19 protein-coding genes are annotated in these 18,979 nt (G+C 68.9%); 7 read left to right on the top strand and 12 right to left on the bottom strand.

Annotated features, from left to right (window positions below; genetic code table 11):
• Positions 1 to 303: 303 nt before the first annotated feature.
• Positions 304 to 468: a hypothetical protein gene (locus ATK36_RS33785; RefSeq protein WP_245915054.1), complete on the top strand. Its 165-nt coding sequence runs from the start codon at positions 304 to 306 to the stop codon at positions 466 to 468.
• A gap of 485 nt (positions 469 to 953) precedes the next feature.
• Here the strand turns inward: ATK36_RS33785 and ATK36_RS32455 are convergent, their stop codons facing one another.
• The gene (locus tag ATK36_RS32455) at positions 954 to 1,367 is read right to left on the bottom strand and encodes a hypothetical protein (protein ID WP_098513530.1); all 414 of its coding nucleotides are present in this window, start codon (positions 1,365 to 1,367) and stop codon (positions 954 to 956) included.
• A gap of 820 nt (positions 1,368 to 2,187) precedes the next feature.
• Between ATK36_RS32455 and ATK36_RS23845 the strand changes: the two genes are divergently transcribed.
• The 4 genes from ATK36_RS23845 to ATK36_RS23830 all read left to right on the top strand — a co-directional run bounded on the left by ATK36_RS23845 (position 2,188) and on the right by ATK36_RS23830 (position 5,577).
• The gene (locus ATK36_RS23845; protein ID WP_245915052.1) at positions 2,188 to 2,526 is read left to right on the top strand and encodes a MerR family transcriptional regulator; all 339 of its coding nucleotides are present in this window, start codon (positions 2,188 to 2,190) and stop codon (positions 2,524 to 2,526) included.
• A 215-nt stretch (positions 2,527 to 2,741) separates the two neighbouring features.
• Entirely contained in the window at positions 2,742 to 3,536 is a 795-nt protein-coding gene (locus tag ATK36_RS23840) for an NYN domain-containing protein (protein ID WP_098513529.1), read from the top strand.
• A gap of 285 nt (positions 3,537 to 3,821) precedes the next feature.
• Positions 3,822 to 4,064 carry a hypothetical protein gene (locus tag ATK36_RS23835; protein ID WP_098513528.1) on the top strand — a complete coding sequence of 81 codons (243 nt, stop codon included), beginning with the start codon at positions 3,822 to 3,824 and terminating at the stop codon, positions 4,062 to 4,064.
• 283 nt (positions 4,065 to 4,347) lie between these two features.
• On the top strand, positions 4,348 to 5,577 hold the full coding sequence (locus ATK36_RS23830) for a M20 metallopeptidase family protein (protein WP_170069880.1): 1,230 nt from the start codon (positions 4,348 to 4,350) through the stop codon (positions 5,575 to 5,577).
• Here ATK36_RS23830 and ATK36_RS23825 read toward each other — a convergent pair.
• From ATK36_RS23825 to ATK36_RS23800, 6 genes are all read right to left on the bottom strand, one after another.
• Positions 5,532 to 6,281 carry a GntR family transcriptional regulator gene (locus tag ATK36_RS23825; protein WP_098513526.1) on the bottom strand — a complete coding sequence of 250 codons (750 nt, stop codon included), beginning with the start codon at positions 6,279 to 6,281 and terminating at the stop codon, positions 5,532 to 5,534. The two genes, ATK36_RS23830 and ATK36_RS23825, sit on opposite strands and share 46 nt — an antisense overlap.
• Positions 6,278 to 7,627 carry an NtaA/DmoA family FMN-dependent monooxygenase gene (locus ATK36_RS23820; RefSeq protein ID WP_098513525.1) on the bottom strand — a complete coding sequence of 450 codons (1,350 nt, stop codon included), beginning with the start codon at positions 7,625 to 7,627 and terminating at the stop codon, positions 6,278 to 6,280. The genes ATK36_RS23825 and ATK36_RS23820 overlap by 4 nt, the downstream gene beginning before the upstream one ends.
• Positions 7,624 to 8,397, bottom strand: a complete 774-nt coding sequence (locus tag ATK36_RS23815; RefSeq protein ID WP_098513524.1) for an amino acid ABC transporter ATP-binding protein — start codon at positions 8,395 to 8,397, stop codon at positions 7,624 to 7,626. Before ATK36_RS23815 ends, ATK36_RS23820 begins: the two co-directional genes overlap by 4 nt.
• 26 nt (positions 8,398 to 8,423) lie before the next feature.
• On the bottom strand, positions 8,424 to 9,095 hold the full coding sequence (locus ATK36_RS23810; protein WP_170069879.1) for an amino acid ABC transporter permease: 672 nt from the start codon (positions 9,093 to 9,095) through the stop codon (positions 8,424 to 8,426).
• Positions 9,096 to 9,099: 4 nt separating this feature from the next.
• Entirely contained in the window at positions 9,100 to 9,759 is a 660-nt protein-coding gene (locus ATK36_RS23805) for an amino acid ABC transporter permease (protein WP_170069878.1), read from the bottom strand.
• A 73-nt stretch (positions 9,760 to 9,832) separates the two neighbouring features.
• Positions 9,833 to 10,690 carry a substrate-binding periplasmic protein gene (locus ATK36_RS23800; protein WP_170069877.1) on the bottom strand — a complete coding sequence of 286 codons (858 nt, stop codon included), beginning with the start codon at positions 10,688 to 10,690 and terminating at the stop codon, positions 9,833 to 9,835.
• Positions 10,691 to 10,821: 131 nt separating this feature from the next.
• On the opposite strand from ATK36_RS23800, the gene ATK36_RS23795 reads away from it, so the two are divergent.
• Together ATK36_RS23795 and ATK36_RS32975 are read left to right on the top strand one after the other, a co-directional pair.
• On the top strand, positions 10,822 to 11,997 hold the full coding sequence (locus ATK36_RS23795; protein WP_098513520.1) for an LLM class flavin-dependent oxidoreductase: 1,176 nt from the start codon (positions 10,822 to 10,824) through the stop codon (positions 11,995 to 11,997).
• A 131-nt stretch (positions 11,998 to 12,128) separates the two neighbouring features.
• Positions 12,129 to 12,557 carry a hypothetical protein gene (locus ATK36_RS32975; protein WP_211291939.1) on the top strand — a complete coding sequence of 143 codons (429 nt, stop codon included), beginning with the start codon at positions 12,129 to 12,131 and terminating at the stop codon, positions 12,555 to 12,557.
• A 366-nt stretch (positions 12,558 to 12,923) separates the two neighbouring features.
• On the opposite strand, the gene ATK36_RS23785 is transcribed toward ATK36_RS32975, so the two are convergent.
• The 5 genes from ATK36_RS23785 to ATK36_RS23765 are packed head-to-tail and all read right to left on the bottom strand — an operon-like array spanning position 12,924 to position 18,975.
• Positions 12,924 to 14,216, bottom strand: a complete 1,293-nt coding sequence (locus tag ATK36_RS23785; RefSeq protein WP_098513519.1) for an NtaA/DmoA family FMN-dependent monooxygenase — start codon at positions 14,214 to 14,216, stop codon at positions 12,924 to 12,926.
• Between the two features lie 10 nt (positions 14,217 to 14,226).
• Positions 14,227 to 15,069 carry an LLM class flavin-dependent oxidoreductase gene (locus ATK36_RS23780; RefSeq protein WP_098513518.1) on the bottom strand — a complete coding sequence of 281 codons (843 nt, stop codon included), beginning with the start codon at positions 15,067 to 15,069 and terminating at the stop codon, positions 14,227 to 14,229.
• On the bottom strand, positions 15,066 to 16,094 hold the full coding sequence (locus ATK36_RS23775) for an LLM class flavin-dependent oxidoreductase (RefSeq protein WP_098513517.1): 1,029 nt from the start codon (positions 16,092 to 16,094) through the stop codon (positions 15,066 to 15,068). Before ATK36_RS23775 ends, ATK36_RS23780 begins: the two co-directional genes overlap by 4 nt.
• Positions 16,094 to 17,344, bottom strand: coding sequence for an acyl-CoA dehydrogenase family protein (locus tag ATK36_RS23770; protein WP_098513516.1), 1,251 nt, complete (start codon positions 17,342 to 17,344; stop codon positions 16,094 to 16,096). Before ATK36_RS23770 ends, ATK36_RS23775 begins: the two co-directional genes overlap by 1 nt.
• Positions 17,341 to 18,975 (bottom strand): dipeptide ABC transporter ATP-binding protein, encoded by a 1,635-nt coding sequence (locus ATK36_RS23765; RefSeq protein WP_098513515.1) that lies wholly within the window; start codon positions 18,973 to 18,975, stop codon positions 17,341 to 17,343. Before ATK36_RS23765 ends, ATK36_RS23770 begins: the two co-directional genes overlap by 4 nt.
• Positions 18,976 to 18,979: the final 4 nt, after the last annotated feature.

Here is an 18,979-nt window from a genome sequence, read left to right as displayed (position 1 = left end):
GGCCAACCGTGCTTGAGAGCCTGGGCTGGTGCCAGCGGGCCGCCTCCGGCAACACGGCAGCGCGGTCGGGCCGGCAAACGAGTCCGCGTCGACCGCGCCGTCGGCGAAGCTGGTGGCGGTGGTCTTGTCCGAGACCCCGGCCGATCGCTCTCCGTTGCGGAGTTTCGCAGGTCGCAATGTGGCCCGGCGGCCGGACACGGCTGCGCACCGAGGACGAAGGGACGGTGTTCGCCGCCGCCCGCGGGCCCGGATAGTTCGGCAGGCCGGCCGCACTGCTCGCCGCGGCTCGAAGCGGAATTCGGCGTGGCCGCTCCGCTGGACACCCTGCGCGAGGACTGGCCGCGCCTGCCCAGCCAGGATGCCGGAAACCTCGTGGAACCGGGCGCGGAGCACATCGCGGCCGCGGTTCCGTACCGACTGGGCACCCGCCGGTCATCCCGGCCGTCGGTTCACCGTGCCACGACCTGAGGCCTGGCCGGCAATGTCTGTTGCCCGGCAAGGTTTCCGAGCAGCAGACGGTGTCCGGCGAGTCCGGTTTTTCGCCGCTGGCGCCGCCGTCGCGGCGCTGGTATCCGGCTGCGGCGTGACGCGCGTGTGCGGCAAAGCTGTTCCAGGCTGCTGCCGCACCGACGCGCCCGCCGAAATCACCGTGCTGGACAAGGAAACCGGCCAGACGCCGCCGCGAACGGCGGACCTGCACCGACTGCTCGGCCGAGCCGCTTTCCGGACCGCTCCACCCGGCTCCGGAACCGGGCCGGGGAGGCGCGGCAAGATGCCCAGATCCGGGCGGACCTGGGCGAAGAAGAAGATCAGGCAGAACACCATCAGCAGGAACTCGGTGAGCACCTCGCCGACGGTGACCGCAGTCGAGAGCGCGCCGGAGGCGAGGGCGCCCTGGTTCCGGCCCAGGGTGCCGGACAGCTGGTCGAGCACCTGGTCGAGCTGGCCCTGGCTCAGGTGCAGCGGACCGGTACCGCAGCCAGGTGCGCAGATCGTCCACGCTGCGCAGGATCTGCTCGCTCAGGGCGGGCATCCCGGCGGAGACGGTGAGCACCACGAAGGTGACCACCCCGCCCACCGCGGCGAGCCCTCCGACGAGCACGACCGCGGTGGCCGGCCCGCGGGGAACCCTTCTTGCCCACCGGCCACGACGCCGACGGCGCCAGCAGCCCGGCCAGCGCCACCGCCACCGCCACCGGGACCAGCACGGTCGCCAGCCGGACCGCGGCGAAACCGATCACCCCAGCCCCCGGCGACCACCGCAGTCGCCCGAACGCCGCTGCTCCCACCCGCAGGCCGAAGGGCACCGCCGCGAGAACCTCCTCGCCGGTCCGGCCCTGCCGCGCCGACGGCTTCTCGCTGTCCATCAGATCCCGCCTTCCCTTGCCCGGAGCCAGGCCGCCGCACCGGCCTGGGCAGGACCCCAGGATGCCCTGCGCTCCACCGACCAATCCGCGGCCCCACCGTCGCCGGAAGAAAATCTGTGATCGCTGGGGTAGACATTCGGCTGCAGGTGTGTGTAGTGTTCTCCTCGTACGCAGAGAGACAACGTCCAGCAGGCGCGGGAGAGAACGTAACTGCCCGCGAAGCACGACACGGCGGCCAGGCAGTCCGGAGCCACGCAGGCAACAGGTTCCGGTGGTCGCCAGGCAGTACCGGGACCGGGCAAGAACGACGAAACACAGCAGATGACGGTCCCGGCGAGGCAATGCAGGACGCGGGCGGAGACAGTGCGCCCGCGAAGCAAGTGAACGAGTAGTTCGCAGTATCCGAAGCAGGACGGTCAGGTGGCCGGAACCGGGCTAGTACAAGGGGTTCCGGCTACCTGATCGGCGGCGTCAGGCGTGCTGGGACCGATCTCGGTGAAGGGTTCCAGCCGGTGGCGTTCGCGGCAGTACCGAAAAGTGCAGTGGCAGTACCAGGCAAGTGGAATACAGAGGAAAGAAGGGAAGGGTCGCGTCATTGGATCGCCCGCTGTGGCTGTAGTTCGCCGGGCGGGTACCGCAGTCCCATCGGATTGGAAGGTGGTTCTCGGTTACGCATCAGCGATCTCCGCGTTGTCCGCCTCTCGGGCGGACGCGGGTACGGAAGGCCGGTCTCACGACCGGTTGACAACAGTGATATGAACCCAACCCTCGGGACCCCGGCGCCGCACGGCGCTGGGGTCCCTTGTGATGTGGAGGTGCAGTGAGCCCAGACCATTCCGACGACCCCGCCGCGCGCTCGAGCGCGGCGGACAAGTTCGACGACGAGGACTACCCCGCCTACACCATGGGCCGGGCCGCCGAGATTCTCGGCACCACCCCCGGATTCCTGCGCAGCCTCGACGAGGCGAAACTGCTGACGCCGCAACGCTCCGCGGGCGGACACCGCCGTTACTCCCGCTACCAGCTGCGCATTGCCGCCCGCGCCCGCGAACTCGTCGACCAGGGCACCCCGCTGCAGGCCGCGTGCCGCATCATCATCCTCGAAGACCAGCTCGCCGAAGCCCGACGCCTCAACGCCCAGCACGACCCACCGCACTAAACGTCTGGCCGATCGCCTGGGCCTCTATGCCAAGCACAGGTCAAAGTGCGGTGACTAGTCTGTTGCACCGCCGTACGCTGGGGAAACACAGGTAACAGCTCGACGAACTCTTCGCCGCCCAAACGTCCGGCGGAACGGTAAGTGCGTACTGCGCCGGCGATCGTGGGAGCGGCTGCGGGCAAGACGGCCGGCGTTGTCGGCGAAGGAGGAAGCGAGTGGCCACGACCAGCGAGAGCGCCGCGAAGCTCGCGGTGCTCATTGACGCCGACAACGCACAGCCCTCGATCACCGAAGCTTTACTCGCCGAGGTCGCCAAGTACGGCACCGCCCACGTCAAACGCGCCTACGGCGACTGGACCGGCACCAACCTCAAAGGGTGGAAAGACCACCTCCTGGCCCAATCGATCCAGCCCATCCAGCAATTCGCCTACACCACCGGCAAAAACGCCACCGACGCCGCAATGGTCATCGACGCGATGGACCTCCTCTACTCCGAGCGCTTCGACGGCTTCTGCATCGTCTCCAGCGACTCCGACTTCACCCGCCTGGCCGCACGACTACGCGAATCCGGACTCACCGTGTACGGCTTCGGCGAACGTAAAACGCCCAAACCTTTCGTCGCCGCCTGCGACAAGTTCATCTACGTCGAAAACCTCGCCTACGCCGAGCAGACCGCAGCGACGGCACAAGCACCGAAATCGGTTGCCTCCAGCACCCAACTCAAGGGCGACACGACCCTGACCAACCTCCTACGCAACGCCGTCGAAGCCGCCTCCGACGACGACGGCTGGGCACCGCTGTCCGCGGTAGGCAGCATCATCACCAAGCAACGCCCAGAGTTCGATTCCCGCAGCTACGGCTACTCCAAGCTCAGCGACCTGATCACCGCGACCACGCTGTTCGACGTCGACCGGCGCATCCCCGGCGAACGAAAACAAGCAACGGTTTACGTGCGAGACCGGCGACGGAAGCCGAATCGGGACTCCGCGACAGCCACGGCAAGCGCTTGAACCTGCAGCTACGTCCTCCCATCGGCCCGGTGGCCGGTGGCGGCATCACCTACGAGGTGCGACGCCACACCTGCCACCAGCGCCGCCGACGAGGCTGGACACCGGCCGCTTCTGCGGACGTGGGGCGCGGAGACGGCATATTGATCTGCGCGAAGGGGATGGTCTCGGGTTCGGCCGCGGGCACCCGCGCAGGTTGTTCGACCTCGCCGCGGCCCGAGGAGGTGTGGGCGATGCTTGAAGGGGAGTCGAGCCGCAAATACATGGAACAGGGCTGCGGCGCACGTCATGTCGATGCCGCTGCTGAAGATCGATGCCGACCGCGCGGTCAGCATCGGATACCACACAAATGACCTGCATACCGACAGCGGCGCGAAGCTGTCCCGCCTCACCGCGAGCCAGTGGGCATGGCGTCGCCAGGAATCGGGCGAGTGGAAGGCAGTCCGTCGCACCCATCGGCTCATCGACGGTCGTGAGTCCGTGCGCGACCTGTTGCGCGAGAGCTTGCGGGCGATCACCCGGAACTCGTGAACCCACCACTCCGACATGGCGACGGCGTGCTCCGGCCTTCTCGTTCCCCGACCCGCGACAACGGGGTCACGAACATGCGGCGGGAAACGATCACATGAAGGCGCGGGGGCGCGAGGTTGATCCAGTCGAGTTCGGTCGCACGGCGGAGGGGTTTCCACACGGCCGGTGTCTGCGGTGGCCCGTCCACGAGCACCAGCCGGCCACCGCCGTAGACAAGGACCTCGCGAAGTCCAAGAGCTGAGACACGATGGGGCTCCCGTCGTTGACGGATACTGTCGGAAACATGCCGGTTGTCAAAGATGTCGATGCACGAATCAGCCCGCTTCTCAGTGATCTCGGTGCTGACCTGCGAACCTGGCGCCGACATGTGCACCAGCATCCGGAGCTGTCGTTCGACGAGCACCGGACCGCCGAGTACATCGAGTCCGTGCTCGCGTCGTTCGGTGTAAAGACCGAGCGGCCGACCGCGACCAGCGTCGTGGCGACCTTGCAGGGTCGTGACCCGGGGCGCACGGTCGCGCTGCGCGCCGATATCGACGCGTTGCCGATCCAAGAGGAGACGGGGCTGGCGTTCGCGTCCGCTGTTCCGGGCGTGATGCACGCCTGCGGGCACGATGGCCATGTGGCGGCCCTGCTTGGCGTGGCGAAAGTGCTTGCCGCCGTCTCCGGCGAGTTGAGCGGAAGTTACCGCCTCGTCTTCCAGCATGCGGAGGAACAGACACCGAAGGGCGCGCCGGAGCTGATCACCGCCGGTGCCCTCGATGGCGTCGACGTGATCATCGGGCAGCATCTGGTGCCGACCGAGCGTACCGGCACAGTCTGCGTCAACCGCGGTGCGCTGCTGGCAAGCGCGGACGCCTTCTCAATCACCTTCACCGGTCGTGGCGGTCACGGGGGCCTGCCCCACGAATCGGCCGATCCGATACCCGCCACCGCTGACTTCGTGCACGCGGTGCATCGCCTGGCCGCGCGCGAGTTCGCGCCCCAGGATCCCGTGGTGGTTTCGGTGACGCAGGTGCACGCCGGCGAGGCTTACAACATCATCCCGTCAGCAGCTGTGGTCGGCGGCACCATCAGGGCCCTGTCGTCGTCCGTCCGAACGCGACTCGCCACACGCGTGACCGAGCTCGCGCAGGGCATCGCCGCCCTGCATGGGCTCACCGTGGACGTCCGACACGAGTTCGGCCCGCCGCCGGTGGTGAACACGCCAGAGGTGGCGGATCAGGTCGCTGAGGTCGCGCGGAAAATCGCCGGAGTCCGGCAGGTCACGGACATCGAGCCGGTCATGGGCGGTGACGACTACGCGTACTACCTCGAACGGGTCCCGGGCGTCTATGTGCTCATCGGGGCGAACCCGACGGACGAGGCAAGCGCTCCGTATCCTCCGCACCACCCGCGGTTCGACTTCGCCGAGGCCGCGCTGCCGATCGCGACCGAGGTCCTCCTCCGGTCGGCGCTGGCACTGGCTCAGGCCGACTCGCGGGAACCGCTGTTGACGCCGAGTTCCTCGTAGCGGGTCTGCATCCACTTCGTGGCGTTGGCCCCGTTGTTGCGATTGTGAGCCTCCATCAGCCGCCGCGCCGTAGCGGCGTCGCGCCGTTCGAGCGCGGCGAGGATGCCCTCGTGCTCGGCGAGATTGGCTTCGAGTATCCCGGGTCCGGACGCCGGAGCCCACGCGAGGTGGCACGGCCAGTACCGGCGCAGGCCCTCCACGATCTCGTGCACGTGCGCCAATCCGGAGGCGCGGACGATCACGCGGTGGAAGTGGACATCGGCGACATGCCAGGGGCTGCGGGCAAAGCCGCGCTCACAGTCGCCCGGCGGCAGGGACCGAAGGTGTGGCAGCTCCTCGCGCTGGCGCTGGATGTCGACGCTGAGCTCGGCCAGGTCGGTGGCGCTGATGCAGGCGGCCGCACGCTCGACGGCGAAGCCTTCGATCTCGGCGCGCAGCAAGAACGCGTCGCCGCTCTCGCGCACCGTGGGCCCGAGCACGCGTGCTCCGCGGTTCGGGATCAGCTCGACCACCCTGACCTCCTGCAGCTTTCGCAGCGCCTCACGAACCGGCCCTCGCGATACACCGAGCTGAGCCGCCAGCGCCTCCTGCCGCAACCACGACCCGATGGGAAGGTCGCCGTTGAGCACGGCGGTATGGATCGAGTCGGCCAGTTCGTCCGCGAGTCCCTGCCTCGTGGCTCGCTCGGATCCCGGCGGCGTCACCGGGCCATCCGTTCGCGCAGCGTGGCACTGTCGCCATAGTCCCGGCGGAACACGCCCCGGGCCTGGAGAAGCGGTATCACCCGGTCCACGAACAAGGCCACGGACCCGGTGATCGACGGCCGGAGGTGCAGTGCGAAACCGTCCCCGTCCCCCCGGAGATGAAGCGCCTCGATGCGATCGGCGACCTGCGCCGGGGTACCGACGCAGCCGCCCGGCACGATCATGCGCCGAACCTCGTCCACCAGCACCTCCTTGGTGATCTTGTCGTCCGGACCCAACGTGAAGGCTAGCGCGTGCAGCGCGCCGTTCCGTGATCCGCCACGTTCTTCCGCTTGGTGGACCACCTCGGCGAGCGTGAACCGCTCCGGCAGCGTGGCGAAGTCGAACGTGGTGTTGTGGGACAGGTAGGCGAGGGCGGCCTCCGGTGTCACCGTCGCCCGCATGGCGCGCAACAGCTCTCGAGCATCGTCCTGCGTGTCGCCGATGACAGGTGCCACGTCGAAGATCAGCTTCACGTCGTCGGTGGGGCGACCGGCGGCCGCGAGGTTCTCGTTCAGCAGTTGTCGCTGCCGGCGCATCTTCCGCCAGGCGTCCTCGTCGTCACCTGCCGAGGCGTACTGAACGTCGACGTTGCGGGCCGCGAAGGCGTTGCCGGCGGCCGAACCGCCGGCCTGCAGGAGCAAGGGCCGTCGCTGGGGGGAAGGCAGCACCGGCAGCGGCCCCGCACTGGAGAAGAAACGTCCGCGATGGTTGACGGCACGAACAAGCCGGGGGTCGGCGAACTCGCCGGTTTCGGGGTCGAGCACCAGCGCCAGCGGGTCGACGGAGTCCCACAGTGCTTTGCAGACGTCGACGAACTCCTGCATCCGCTCGTAGCGGTCGGCGTGCGCGGGCAATTCGTCGTATCCGAAGTTGCCGAAGTCGGCGGTGCGGGCCGAGTTGATCAGGTTGAGCCCGAGGCGGCCGCCGGTGACGTGGTCCATCGACGCGGAGAACCGGGCGACATGGAACGGGTGGTAGAACGTGGTCGACAGGGTTTGGACGAAGCCGATGTGCCGTGTCTCCCAGGCGAGCACGGGGATCATCGTCGACATGTCGTGCCGCGGCCACTGCACACCCCAGCGGACGGCCGCGTCGGTCCGGCCTTCGAAGGTGGACGGGATCCCATAGCCCTCGCCCCAGAAGATGAGGTCCATGGCGCCGCGTTCGGCGATCTTGGCCATCTCCACCCACCGCCGGGGATCGGTGAAGTAGTCGTCCCGCGTGAACGTTCCCGGCAACCGCCACCGGCCGTCGGTGTGCCAGAGGGACGCCTCGACCGCGAGGTGCATCGTACGTGTGCTCATGCGACCGAGGACTCCCACTCGAGCTGGTTGAGAAAACGTCGCGTGCGTGGCTCGCGTGCGCCCGCGAAGATCTGTTCCGGCGTTCCGTCCTCGACGACACGGCCCTCGTCGAGGAAGACCACGCGAGAAGCGACGCGCCTGGCGAAGTTCATCTCGTGCGTGACGATGACCATGGTCATCCCATCGTCGGCGAGCGACTTCATCACCCGGAGGACCTCGGCGACCCGCTCCGGGTCGAGCGCTGAGGTGACCTCGTCGAAGAGCACGAGATCGGGATTCATCGCGAGTGCTCGCGCTATCCCGACCCGCTGACGCTGACCTCCCGACAGCGTGCCTGGCCGCTCGTCCGCCTTGTCTTCCAGCCCCACTCTGGCGAGCAGCTCTCTTGCGCGACGTTCGGCCTCCTCGCGCCGAAGGCCGAGTACCGTCCGCGGTCCTTCCATGACGTTCCCCAGCGCGGTCATATGGGGGAACAGGTTGAAGTGCTGGAAGACCATCCCGACCTGCCGGCGCATCCGTGCCAGTTCCCGGCGGTTCCCCGTCAGCTCGGTGCCGTTGATGGCCACGCTTCCCCGGCTCGGTTCCTCGAGCCGGTTGAGGCAGCGCAGCAGCGTGCTCTTGCCCGAGCCGCTGGGCCCGATGATCGCGACGACCTCGCCGCGCTGGATCTCAAGGTCGATACCACGCAGAACCTCGTTGTCGCCGAACCGCTTGTGCAGATCTTCGAGACGGACGATGGGAACCGGTGCGCCGGTGTGGGTGGTCGTCATGGGTGAACAGGTCCTGTCTGCATGGGTCATCTGTTGAGCCGCTCGCGCCGGTCGAGCCGGTCGAGAAGGCGTGCCTGGGGGTAGGCGAGCAGGAAGTACACGATTCCAACGGCAGTGAAAACCTCGACCGGCCTGAGTGTCTCCGTGGAGACGAGCTGTGCGTTGTGCAGGATCTCGGGCACACCGAGCACCGCGACGAGCGAGGTGTCCTGGAAGCAGGAGACCCAGCTGGTCCCCAGTGGCGGAAGAACGTGCCGCGCCGCCTGGGGAATCAGCACCCTGCGCAGCATCTGGAACCAGCTCATGCCCAGTGCGCTCGCCGCCTCGCGCTGACCGTCGTCGATCGAGCCGAACCCGGAGCGGAACACCTCGCAGGTAAAGGCCGAGCTGTTGACGGCCAAGGCGAGCACGCCGGACCAGAAGGGCGACAGCGTGACCCCGGTAAGCAGCGGCACGCTGGAGTAGATCCAGAGGATCTGCACCAGAAGCGGTGTGAGCCGCAGAAAGTCGATCACGGCGATGGTCGGCCAGGCGAGCCATCTCCGCCCCGACATTCTCGTCAGGCACAGCCCGAGCCCGAGCACGATGCCACCTGCGAACGTCAGCGCGGTGATCAGAATGGTGTAGGCGGCGCCGACGGCCAGGGCCGGCAGCGCGTCGGCGACGACGCCGAAGTGCCAATCGTAGTCGCTCTTCACGTGGTCACGCGATTCCTGGTCGTCGGCGCTTCTGGTAATAGGAGACGCCGAGGCTGAGTGGCAGGGTGAGGGCGAGGTACATGAAGGCGGCGACGGTCAGCGGCTCGAGATCCCGTTGCAGGAACGCGCTGATGACCTGCGCGTTGCGCAGTAGGTCGGGCACCGCCACGACGGACAGCAGAGAAGTCGACTTGACCGTCATGATCAGCACGTTGCCGAGCGCGGGGAGCATGTTGGCCAACGCCTGCGGCAGCACGACACGGCGCATGACCTGAAGCCGGTTCATGCCCAGTCCCAGCGCCGCCTCGCCTTGGCCGCGCTCGACCGAGTTGATCCCCGCGCGGATGACCTCGGTGAGGAACGCGCCGGAGTACAGGCTCATGCCGAGCAGCCCGGCCTGTAATCCGGTCAGGCTCCATCCTGTGACGAGCGGCATGGCGTAGTAGATCCACAGCAGCTGGATGAAGGGCGGCGTGGTCCGGAAGAAGTCGACGTAGGCGGCGCCGATGGTGCGGGCCAGCCGGTTCCCGCTGTCCCGGGCCATCGCGGTGGGCACGCCGAGGACAAGACCAAAGCCCATGGCTCCAGCGCTGACCAGCGCGGTCCACAACAAGCCCTTCAGCAGGAAGGGAAAGTACTCCAGAGTCTGCAGGTAGAAATGCATGTCGGCCTCTCGTCGAGCGCCGGCGGGGTGCAGTCGCCTGCACCACCGCCGGCCTCTGACCCGGTCAGTTCGCTTACTGCGCCGAGGAGTACTTCGAGATACCGGCATCCGTCTGCGACTGAAGCGCGGTGGCGGCGTCCTGGAGCGTCGACCGGAACCCGGTATCGCCCTTGCGGACCGCGAAACCGACGTCCTGGGGCAGGTCCGGGTGCAGCAGGCACGTCTCCGCGTCAGGGACGATCTTGAGATCGGGCTGCTGCTGCGCCACCTGCTTCGCGAGGGTGCTCTCGATCGGCGTCACGTCGAAGCGCTTGGTCTTGATCTCGTTGTAGAAGTTCGCCGCCCCTGGCGGCAGCGGCTTGGGAGTCACCTGCGCCCTCGGGTATTCGGTGGGGAACTGGGTGATGAAGGACGATCCGCTCACCACGACGACGTGCAGATCGGGGTTGTTCAGGTCGGCGAGTGAGTTCACGCGGGTGTCGTCCTTGCGGACGGCGTAGCACGCACCGGACTTGGCGTAGTTGACGAAGTCCACGACCGCCTTGCGCGCGGGCGTCGCGTACAGGCCGGTGGCCGCGATGTCGAACTTGTCAGCCTGCAGGCCGGCCACGATTGTGTCGAAGTCGGAGCCAATCCAGTTCGCCTTGACACCGAGGGTGCCGGCGAAGGACGCGACCACGTCGGCGGCGGGCCCGTACCAGGTCGACGAGACCGGGTCCTGCAGGATGAACGGAGCGGACACGATCACCCCGACCCGGATGACACCCTCCTTTTTGACCCGGTCGATGGTGGTGCTTTGACCGGGTGCCGGCACCGAGATGGTGAGGCGTGCCGGCGCTGGCTGGTTCGCCGTACTCGACGGACCATCGCCACACGCGGCGAGAACGGTGATCGACAGCACGGCCGCGATCGACAGGACGAAGCGTTTCACGTGATGCTCCAAGGGCGCGGGGTGAGCGAAGCGGCTCTGGTGCACCGACTCCACAATGTGGACGGTCGGCGTTCCGTGAACCGGGACTGTTAGCGTAATGGCTACAATCCTGGAAACGCCGAGGAGACCACATGGTGGTACAGTTCTTCACGAACAACTTCACGACCCCGCCCATGATCGGTGATCAGGCGTCCGCGCTGGACCGTCGCCTCAAGGCGATGACGAGGTGGGGAATCAGGACGTCGATCGATCCCGAGGCGCCCCGAACGATTGGCACTTATCTTGAACAATCCGGGTACGACGGTGCCCTGGTCGCCGAGCGCAGCGGGTGGCCGGAGCCTTCGGTCCGGGCGGGCTGGGCACTGGCGCAGACCCGGCGGCTCACGTTCATGACCGCGCACCGAGTCGGCCGCCAGTCGCCGACGACGGCGGCGAGGTTGCTCCAGACGCTCGATCAGCTTTCCGGCGGGCGGGCCGCGTTCCACCTGATCACCGGCCACATCGACGCCGATCAGCAACGTGACGGCGACTTTCTGTCCAAAAGTGACCGTTACCGTCGCGCGGATGAGTTCCTCGACGTCTTCACTCGGGAACTGACCTCGACCGAGCCGTTCGACTTCGAGGGCGAGTTCTACCGGGTACGCGGCGCCTCGAGCGGCTTGGTCGAGACCCAAGGCAGGAGGCCGACGATCTCGTGGGCCGGATCGTCGGCGCCCGGGATCGAGATCGCGGCGAAGTACTGTGACGTGTTCGCCCTGCCCGCGGAACCGCTGGCGGGTACCGCGGAGATTGTCACCAAGGTGCGTGGCGCGGCCGCCGCACACGGCCGGACCCTGAGGTACTGGCACAACGCCAACCACATCGTGGGGCGCACCGACCGGGACGCGCGGGCACTGGCGGAGTCGATCGCGAAGGGACTCGAGCATGCGTCTCCCGGCGACCTCGCCCTGGACCCCGCCGCCGCGGCGGGGCCGGAGTCCACGAGCCGGAAGCGGCTCGCAGCGGCCGCCGCTGAGGGCGACTGGCATGATGACGCGCTCTACACGCGGCTGACCCGCATCACCGGTGGAGAGCACGTTCCTTCGTTCGTCGGATCGCCCGAAACCATCGCCGAATCGTTGCTGAAGTACCACGACCTCGGGATCGAGATCTTCGGCTGCAGCTCGGAGGTGTACACGGAGGAAGAGCGTGAGCTCAAGCTCGAAACGATACGTCTGGTCCGGCAGGCCGTCGCCGAGCGGGAAGCCGCCTCCGCGAGGAGCGCGGTCCGAGATGCGTCCGCTGAGCCCGACCCGGTCGGCCGATGAGCCTGCCTGCCGGTCTTTGCCCCCCACATCGTGATCGCCGTCCGCGCAAGACGGCCCAGTGATCGAAACCAGCGGATCGGCGCCAGCGCACGATAGCCACACGCATCGACCTGGCCTATGGCGAGCCGAGCGTGGAAAAGATGCTGGGCGCTCTGCCGGTGGTGGCCGACTACGGGCGACCGTTGGACCTGGCCGGGATCATCGATCGGGCCTGCCCGATCCGCCGTTATGTGGCCATCCTGACCTACGGGCAGGTCACTGAGGCGGTGGTGGCCAATCGGTTGACCTCTCCGGCGCCGCTGCCGCGGGTGGCCGAAACGTTCGGGATCGACCCGGCCGCGCTCACTGGTGACCGGATCGCCCGAGCGTTGGACGCGATCGCCCCTGAGTGCGATCGGATCGTGGGATCCGTTGGTGCACAGGCGATCGCGGCGTTCGGGATGGACGTGTCCCGGCCGCATGGGGACATGACCTCGATCTCGGTGTACGGGGCCCACGAGCAGACCGAGGACGAGTTCGTTGCCCCTTTGGCCACCCCAAAGACCGCCGCCCGGATCTGAAACAGGTTCAAGCCGGTTTGGCGGTCGCCGGCGACGGTGGGATTCCGGTGCTGCACCACGCCTATGCCGGGGGCGCCGGGGAAGTCAACCAGGTCGTGGGCTCGATGACCGCGCTGAAACCATCGCCGGCCCACGACGGTTCCTGCTGATCGGGGACTCCAAACTGGTCTCCTACGGCAACATCCGGGACATGATCGCCGTGAGTGTGGGGGTCATCGCGCCCGCCTCGAAGACCTACGTGCCCGCCCGCGTGCTGGCAGGACTCGATCTGACCGAGGCGACCGAGGTGGCCCGCCCCGGGCCTACGGCCGGGAAATGCCCCGCTTGGCGCTGCGCCGGGCGGGGACCACGAGTCCATACAGGACGTTAGTTCAGGTCCGGGGTCGGCGACGCGGCGGCGAAGTGGCCGCGCAGGGTGTCGGTCTCGTACTCGTGCCGGTACAGTCCGCGTTTGCGCAGGATCGGCACGAGTTCGTCGGCGATCACGGCCAGTCCGTCGATGAGGACATCGGGCTGCAGGTTGAACCCGTCGATCGCGCCGGAATGGAACCAGTCTTCGATGTGGTCGGCCAGTTGTTCCGGGGTGCCGACGAATCCCGCGTGGCCGGAGCCGGTGTAACGGGTCTGCTTGAGATACTCCCGGACGGTGGGGTTGGTGCGCCGGATCTGCGCGACGATCGACTCGCGGAAGCCGATACTGCCCTGGAAGGTCTGGGGATCGGCCGGCGCGGCCAGCACCTCTTCCGGGAACCGCTCGTCCAGGTCGAGTTTCGAGGCGTCGTAACCGATCGACTGGGACAGCCAGTTCACCGAGTACGCCGCGGGTCCGGCGTCGTGCAGCTCGTCGCTGCGGCGCCGCGCCTCCTCCTCGGTGCTGCCCAGGCTCAGCAGCAGACCGGGCAGGATCTTGACCTCGTCCGGCGAGCGACCGTTGTCCTGGGCGAGGCGTTTGACGAGGCGGTAGTGCTCGATGGCCTTGGTTTTGGTCAGTTCCGCGGCGAACACGCCTTCGGCGACCCGGCCGGCGAGCGCCCGTCCCTTGGGTGAGCCGCCCGCCTGCAGGAGCACCGGGCTGCCCTGCCTGGACGGCGGCACCCGTAAACGCCCCTCGATGTCGAAGAACTCCTTGTGGTGACTGATGTTCTCGCCGGTGGCCGCCGACTCCCAGAGTGCCCGTGCCACATCGACGAACTCCGACGCGCGGTCGTACCGGTCGTCGCGCAGCGGCACGTCGGGCAGGCCGAAGTTGCGGGCCGCGGTGGCTCCGCGAGTGGTCACGATGTTCCAGCCCGCCCGGCCGCCCGAGAGGTAGTCCCAGGACAAGAGCCGCTCGGCGAAGTCGAACGGGTCGTTGAACGTCGTCGACGCGGTGGCCACCAGGCCGACCCGCTCGGTCACACTCGCGACATAACCCCAGTTCACGGTGGGCTCGAACCGGATCGGGTTCGCGTCGTAGGCCGGGTCGCCCAGCAGCGGCCCGTCGGCGAGGAAGATCGCGTCCAGGGTGCCGCGTTCGGCGATCCGGCCGATGGTGGCCCAGTAGCCGGGGTCCACGAACGAGTCCTTCTTCAGCAGCGGTGACTGCCAGGCGGCCGGCAGGTAGCCCAGGACGAGCACGTTGATACCGAGGATGACGTGTCCGGTGCGGCGCTGGGTCATGGCTGTTTCCTCACAACGAAGGGTGGGGCTGGGGGACGGCGAACGCCGCGCGTCCGGCCGGCCTGGCCGCCGGAGCTGGGAGGCCGAGCGCGGACCGCAGCGATCCGCCTGCCGCGACGGGTCGGAATCCCTGGGACAGCACGCTTTCCGCCGCCGTCAGCAGCTTTCCGACGGACTGTGCCGGCGCGGCACGCAGCACGACGCCGGTGACGTCGCTCGGTGGTCGCTCGCCCAGCGGGGTGACCACGACCGACTCGTTCCCGATGACGAGGTCCACCGGACCGACCGCCCCGAGTCCGTACCAGGCGAGCACCGACGCGCCCGTGGGCGGTTCCGGCGCGTTCAGCGGGCCCGCGATGGGGAATTCGCCGCCCAGGTCCACGTGCACGATCTCGTTCGAGCGCACCAGAATCCCGGTCCCGCGGTCGCCGACGATGGACCCGTAGGGCCAGCTCTGCTCCAGCGCCCGTACGGCGCGGGCCGCGTCCTGCGCCCGGGCCACCGTCGCCTCGGCCGGGGCCGCGTAGCCGTCCCGGACCCCGACCAGCAGACCGCTGCGGCCGTGCGAGAGATGCCCGAGCGAGGCGACCCGGCGCGCGAGGTTGTAGGGGTGGTCGCGCTGCGGGCTCGCCACGACCAGGAAGCGGCCACGGTCGGTGCGCCCGGCGAGGACGGCGGCGACGGCGCTGCTGTCCAGTGTGTGCGTGCCCGGCTCGCTCCCGTCGACGCGGTCGATGCCGAGCACCGTGAACGCCGCAGGCAGCTCGTCCCACCGGCGAAGCAGCTCCGGGCTACCGGTCAGCTCGACGAGGTGCGCGCCGGCGAGCCCGAGCGCGAGATAGGGAGCCGTCATGTCCGTCCTTTCCAGCCGATCGCCGGCCCGATCTCGGTCGCCAGCGTGTGCAGCCGGCGTTGGGCGCTGACCGCGCCGAAGTCGTCGCGGTAGGAGAAGTTGGCCACGAAGTCGGTCGCGCCCGCGACGATGGCCGGGTCGGTGGCGACGCGTTCGGCGATGTCGTCCGGGGAGCCGGAGAACGGCACCCGGTCGAGGTATTCCCGCACGGTCAGCCCGAGCAGGGCCGGGTTGCCGCTGACCGCCGCCCGCTCGGCCAGCGCCCGCAGCCTCGGCCCGAGCACGGGTTCGACCTCCCGCACCACCGATTCCTTGTCGCGGCCGGCGTAGACGAACCGGAACACGGCGACGCGCGGCTCGTCGTCCGGCCGCGCGCGTTGGTGTGCTTCCAGGTAGGCGCGGACCTTCGGGGCCTGCCCGGTGTCCGCGGGATCGAAGAACGCGCCCTGCTGCAGGCCGTCGCCGGCGGATCCGGCGGCCGCCGCCGATTCGACGCTGGTGGCCGCCTGCCACAGGTGCCGCCGCACTCGGGAGCCGGGCGGGTAGAGGCGCGGCCCGTCCGCGCCGGGCACCAGCGACTCTCCGTCGAGCGCCGCGTGGAGCCTGGCCACCTTGGTGGCGAACAGCGCGTGGCGTTCCCCGGGCCGCAGGCCGAACGCGTCGAAACCGTCCAGGTTCGCGCCGCCCGTGCCCAGACCGAGGTGGAGACGGCCGCCGGTCAGGGCGTCGACGACGGCCGCGTCCTCGGCGAGCCGGATCGGGTCCTCGAACGGCAGCGTCGTGATTCCGGTGCCCAGGGTGATGCGGGAGGTCCGCCCGGCGACCGCGACCAGGAACGGCAGCGGTGACGCGAAGGGTCCGTCGGTGTTGTCGAAATGGTGCTGGCCCACCCACACGCTGTCGATGCCGAGTTCCTCGGCGCAGACGATCGTGTCGAGCACGTCCTCGTACACGCGGGCGACCTCGGCGATGTCCCGGGACGTCGTGCGGAAGTTCAGCGCGAAGCCGATTCTCGGTACCGCCATCAGTTGCCCTGACCGCCGCGCCCGAGCGCGGCCAGGTTGGGCACCGGGTCCGTCTCGTTGACCAGCCAGTCGCCGAGAATCCGTGCCTTGTAGACCCGCGGGTTGTGCGACGCCAGCGTGCGGGCGTTGCGCCAGTGCCGGTCCAGCAGCCTCGTCTCGGACACGCCGGAGGCCCCGAGCGCGTCGAAAACCGTCGTCGTCGCCTGCAGTGCGGCCTCGATGATCGTCAGCTGCGCCTGCGTGGTCGCGACTTCGGCTTCGAGCACGCGCTGTTTGCGGGCGTCCTCGTCGCCGGCCGCGTGCGCCGCGGCGATCAGGTCGAGCGTGCTCGACGACGTGCGCAGCGCCGCGCGGGCGGCGAAAGCGTGCACCGAGACCTGGCCGATGACCTGCAGCAACTGGGCGTCTTCGGTCGGCTCGGGGTTCAGGCCCTGCGGGTAGTTGCGGCCGCGGGCCTTGAGCGCGGCGATGCCGTCGCGCAGGGCCGCGCGGGTGATGCCGGCGAGCACGGACAGCATCGCCGTCTGGTAGAAGTGCCCCTGGTAGACGAACCGCTCCCCGGCCGGGAACACATCGCCCTCCTCCGCGGGCACGTCCCGGTAGGTCGCGCTGCCGCTGGCCGTGGTGCGCTGGCCGAAGCCGGTCCAGTCGTCGACCAGTTCGACGCCCGGGTCGTTCCGGCGCACCAGCGCGGTGAGCACGCTGTCCCCCTCGCCCTTGCCGAGCACGTCCAGCCAGTCGGCGTAAAGGCTGCCGGTGGCGTAGAACTTGGCGCCGCTGACCAGCCACCGGTCGCCGTCGCGGCGCACGTTCGTCTTGAGGTTGGCGAAGGTCCCGTTGTTGGCTTCGGTCCACCCGCCGCCGACGAACTCGCCGTCGAGGAACCGCTGGATCCAGCGGTCGTTGCCCGCCGAGGAGCGCGAGTTGAGCCGATCCTCCACGAACGCGAGGTGGTTGCGCCAGATGTGGGCGACGTTGGCGTCCGCCTCGCCCAGGTCGGCGAGCAGGGCGAAGGTCTGCTCCAGCGACGCGCCGAAGCCGCCGGCGCCGGCCGGGATGCGCACGCGGCCGAAACCGGCCTCCTTGAGCCATCCCACCTGCTCGTGCGGGAGCACGCGGTCCTTCTCGCGCTGCACGTTTCCCTCGGCGACCCGGTCGAACACGGGCTGGAAGCGGGCGGAAAGCTCGGCGTCGGTCGCGGTCGCGGGACGCAGGTACGTCAGCGCGGTCTGTTCCTCGGTCGCGGTCATGGTGCTGCCTCTCTTTCTCGGCTGGGTTCGATGGGGAGCACGGCGTCGAGCAGCGCACGGGTGTCCGGATGCCGCTCGGGTGAGAACAGTTCGCCCGCCGCGAAGGTCTCCACCAGCGAGCCCTCGCGCAACACGCCGACGCGGTCGCACAGGGACTCGATGATCGCCAGGTTGTGTCCGATGAGGACATACGTGAGCCCGAGTTTCGCCTTGAGGTCCAGCAGCAGGTCGAAAATGGTGGCCTGGGTGGAGACGTCCAGCGCCGAGGTCGGCTCGTCGAGGATGAGCAGATCCGGTTCCAGCGCGATCGCGCGGGCGATCCCGACGCGCTGGCGCTGGCCACCGGAGAACTCGCGGGGGTATCGGCCGGCGTAGCCCGCGTTCAGCCCGACGAGTTCGAGCGCGCGGTGCGCCTGTTCGATCGCCTGTTTGCGGTTGGCTGCTTTGCCGAGCCGGCGCAGCGGGCGGGCGATCTGCTCGCCGACGGTGAGCCGGGGGTTGAGCGCCGTGGCGGCGTCCTGGAACACGTACTGGAAGCGCCGCCGCAATTCCCGGCCGTCGGACCGGTCGAGGTCGGTGCCGTCGAAGGCGACCGTACCGCTGGTGCGCGGGATCAGCCCGCCCGCCAACCGGGCCAGCGTCGACTTGCCCGAGCCCGATTCGCCGATCAGCCCGAAGATCTCGCCCCGGTGCACGGTCAGCGACACGTCGTCGAGCGCGCGGACGGCGTAACGGTGCCGTCCGGTGCCGAACCCGCCGGTGACGAAGTCCTTGGTCACGTTGCGCAGTTCCAGCATTGGCTTGTCACCGGGCGTGGCCTGGCCGGCCCGGGGGTGCCGCTGCCCGAGCTCGGGGACCGCGTCGATGAGCGTGCGGGTGTAGGGATGCTCCGGCGCGTTCAGCACCCGGACCGTGGAGCCCTCTTCGACGATCACCCCGTCACGCATGACCGCGACCCGCGAACTGGTGTGCGACACCACGCCGAAGTCGTGGGTGATGAGCAGGATCGCCGTGCCGGTCTCCTCGGCCAGGCCCAGCAACAGGTCCAGGATCTGCTTCTGCACGGTGGCGTCGAGCGCAGTGGTGGGCTCGTCCGCGATCAGCAGCTTCGGGCCCGACAGGCTCGCGAGCGCGATCATCACACGCTGGCGCATCCCGCCCGACAGCTCGTGCGGGTACGACCGCAGCACTCGGCCGGCGTCGCGCAGCCCGACCCGCTCCAGCCAGGTGTGCGCCACGTCGCGGGCTTCGTCGCGGGACACGCCGAGGTGGAGCCTGGCGGTGTCGCCGAGCTGGCTGCCGATGGTGAACGACGGGTCCAGCGAGGTGGCCGGATTCTGGAAGATCATCCCGATGCCGGCCCCGCGGAACACGTTGAGCTGCCGGTCCTTCAGGCCGACCAGTTCCGTGTCGCCGAAGGCGATGCTGCCGGCGGCGATGCGCGCGTTGCGCGGCAGCAGTCCGAGGACGGCCGCCGCGGTGACGCTCTTCCCGGATCCGGACTCGCCGACCAGCGCCAGCACTTCTCCCGGCCGCACCACGAGATCGGCGCCGCGCACGGCGTGCACCGTCGTCCCGGGCAGCGTGAAGTCGACGCTGAGATCGGTCACGGTGAGTACCGCTGTTGTCATCTGG

Origin of the sequence: Amycolatopsis sulphurea, assembly GCF_002564045.1 — a bacterium.
GTDB classification, from domain to species: domain Bacteria; phylum Actinomycetota; class Actinomycetes; order Mycobacteriales; family Pseudonocardiaceae; genus Amycolatopsis; species Amycolatopsis sulphurea.
This window is presented reverse-complemented; position numbering and strand designations above follow the sequence as displayed.

What these genes read in the sequence shown, in the direction of transcription:
- ATK36_RS23820 (WP_098513525.1), bottom strand. Translation starts at nt 7,627, where the DNA reads ATGAGCACACGTACGATGCACCTCGCGGTCGAGGCGTCCCTCTGGCAC.
- ATK36_RS32455 (WP_098513530.1), bottom strand. Translation starts at nt 1,367, where the DNA reads ATGGACAGCGAGAAGCCGTCGGCGCGGCAGGGCCGGACCGGCGAGGAG.
- ATK36_RS23815 (WP_098513524.1), bottom strand. Translation starts at nt 8,397, where the DNA reads ATGACGACCACCCACACCGGCGCACCGGTTCCCATCGTCCGTCTCGAA.
- ATK36_RS23835 (WP_098513528.1), top strand. Translation starts at nt 3,822, where the DNA reads ATGTCGATGCCGCTGCTGAAGATCGATGCCGACCGCGCGGTCAGCATC.
- ATK36_RS23780 (WP_098513518.1), bottom strand. Translation starts at nt 15,069, where the DNA reads ATGACGGCTCCCTATCTCGCGCTCGGGCTCGCCGGCGCGCACCTCGTC.
- ATK36_RS23775 (WP_098513517.1), bottom strand. Translation starts at nt 16,094, where the DNA reads ATGGCGGTACCGAGAATCGGCTTCGCGCTGAACTTCCGCACGACGTCC.
- ATK36_RS23830 (WP_170069880.1), top strand. Translation starts at nt 4,348, where the DNA reads ATGCCGGTTGTCAAAGATGTCGATGCACGAATCAGCCCGCTTCTCAGT.
- ATK36_RS23770 (WP_098513516.1), bottom strand. Translation starts at nt 17,344, where the DNA reads ATGACCGCGACCGAGGAACAGACCGCGCTGACGTACCTGCGTCCCGCG.
- ATK36_RS23785 (WP_098513519.1), bottom strand. Translation starts at nt 14,216, where the DNA reads ATGACCCAGCGCCGCACCGGACACGTCATCCTCGGTATCAACGTGCTC.
- ATK36_RS23805 (WP_170069878.1), bottom strand. Translation starts at nt 9,759, where the DNA reads ATGCATTTCTACCTGCAGACTCTGGAGTACTTTCCCTTCCTGCTGAAG.
- ATK36_RS23795 (WP_098513520.1), top strand. Translation starts at nt 10,822, where the DNA reads ATGGTGGTACAGTTCTTCACGAACAACTTCACGACCCCGCCCATGATC.
- ATK36_RS23765 (WP_098513515.1), bottom strand. Translation starts at nt 18,975, where the DNA reads ATGACAACAGCGGTACTCACCGTGACCGATCTCAGCGTCGACTTCACG.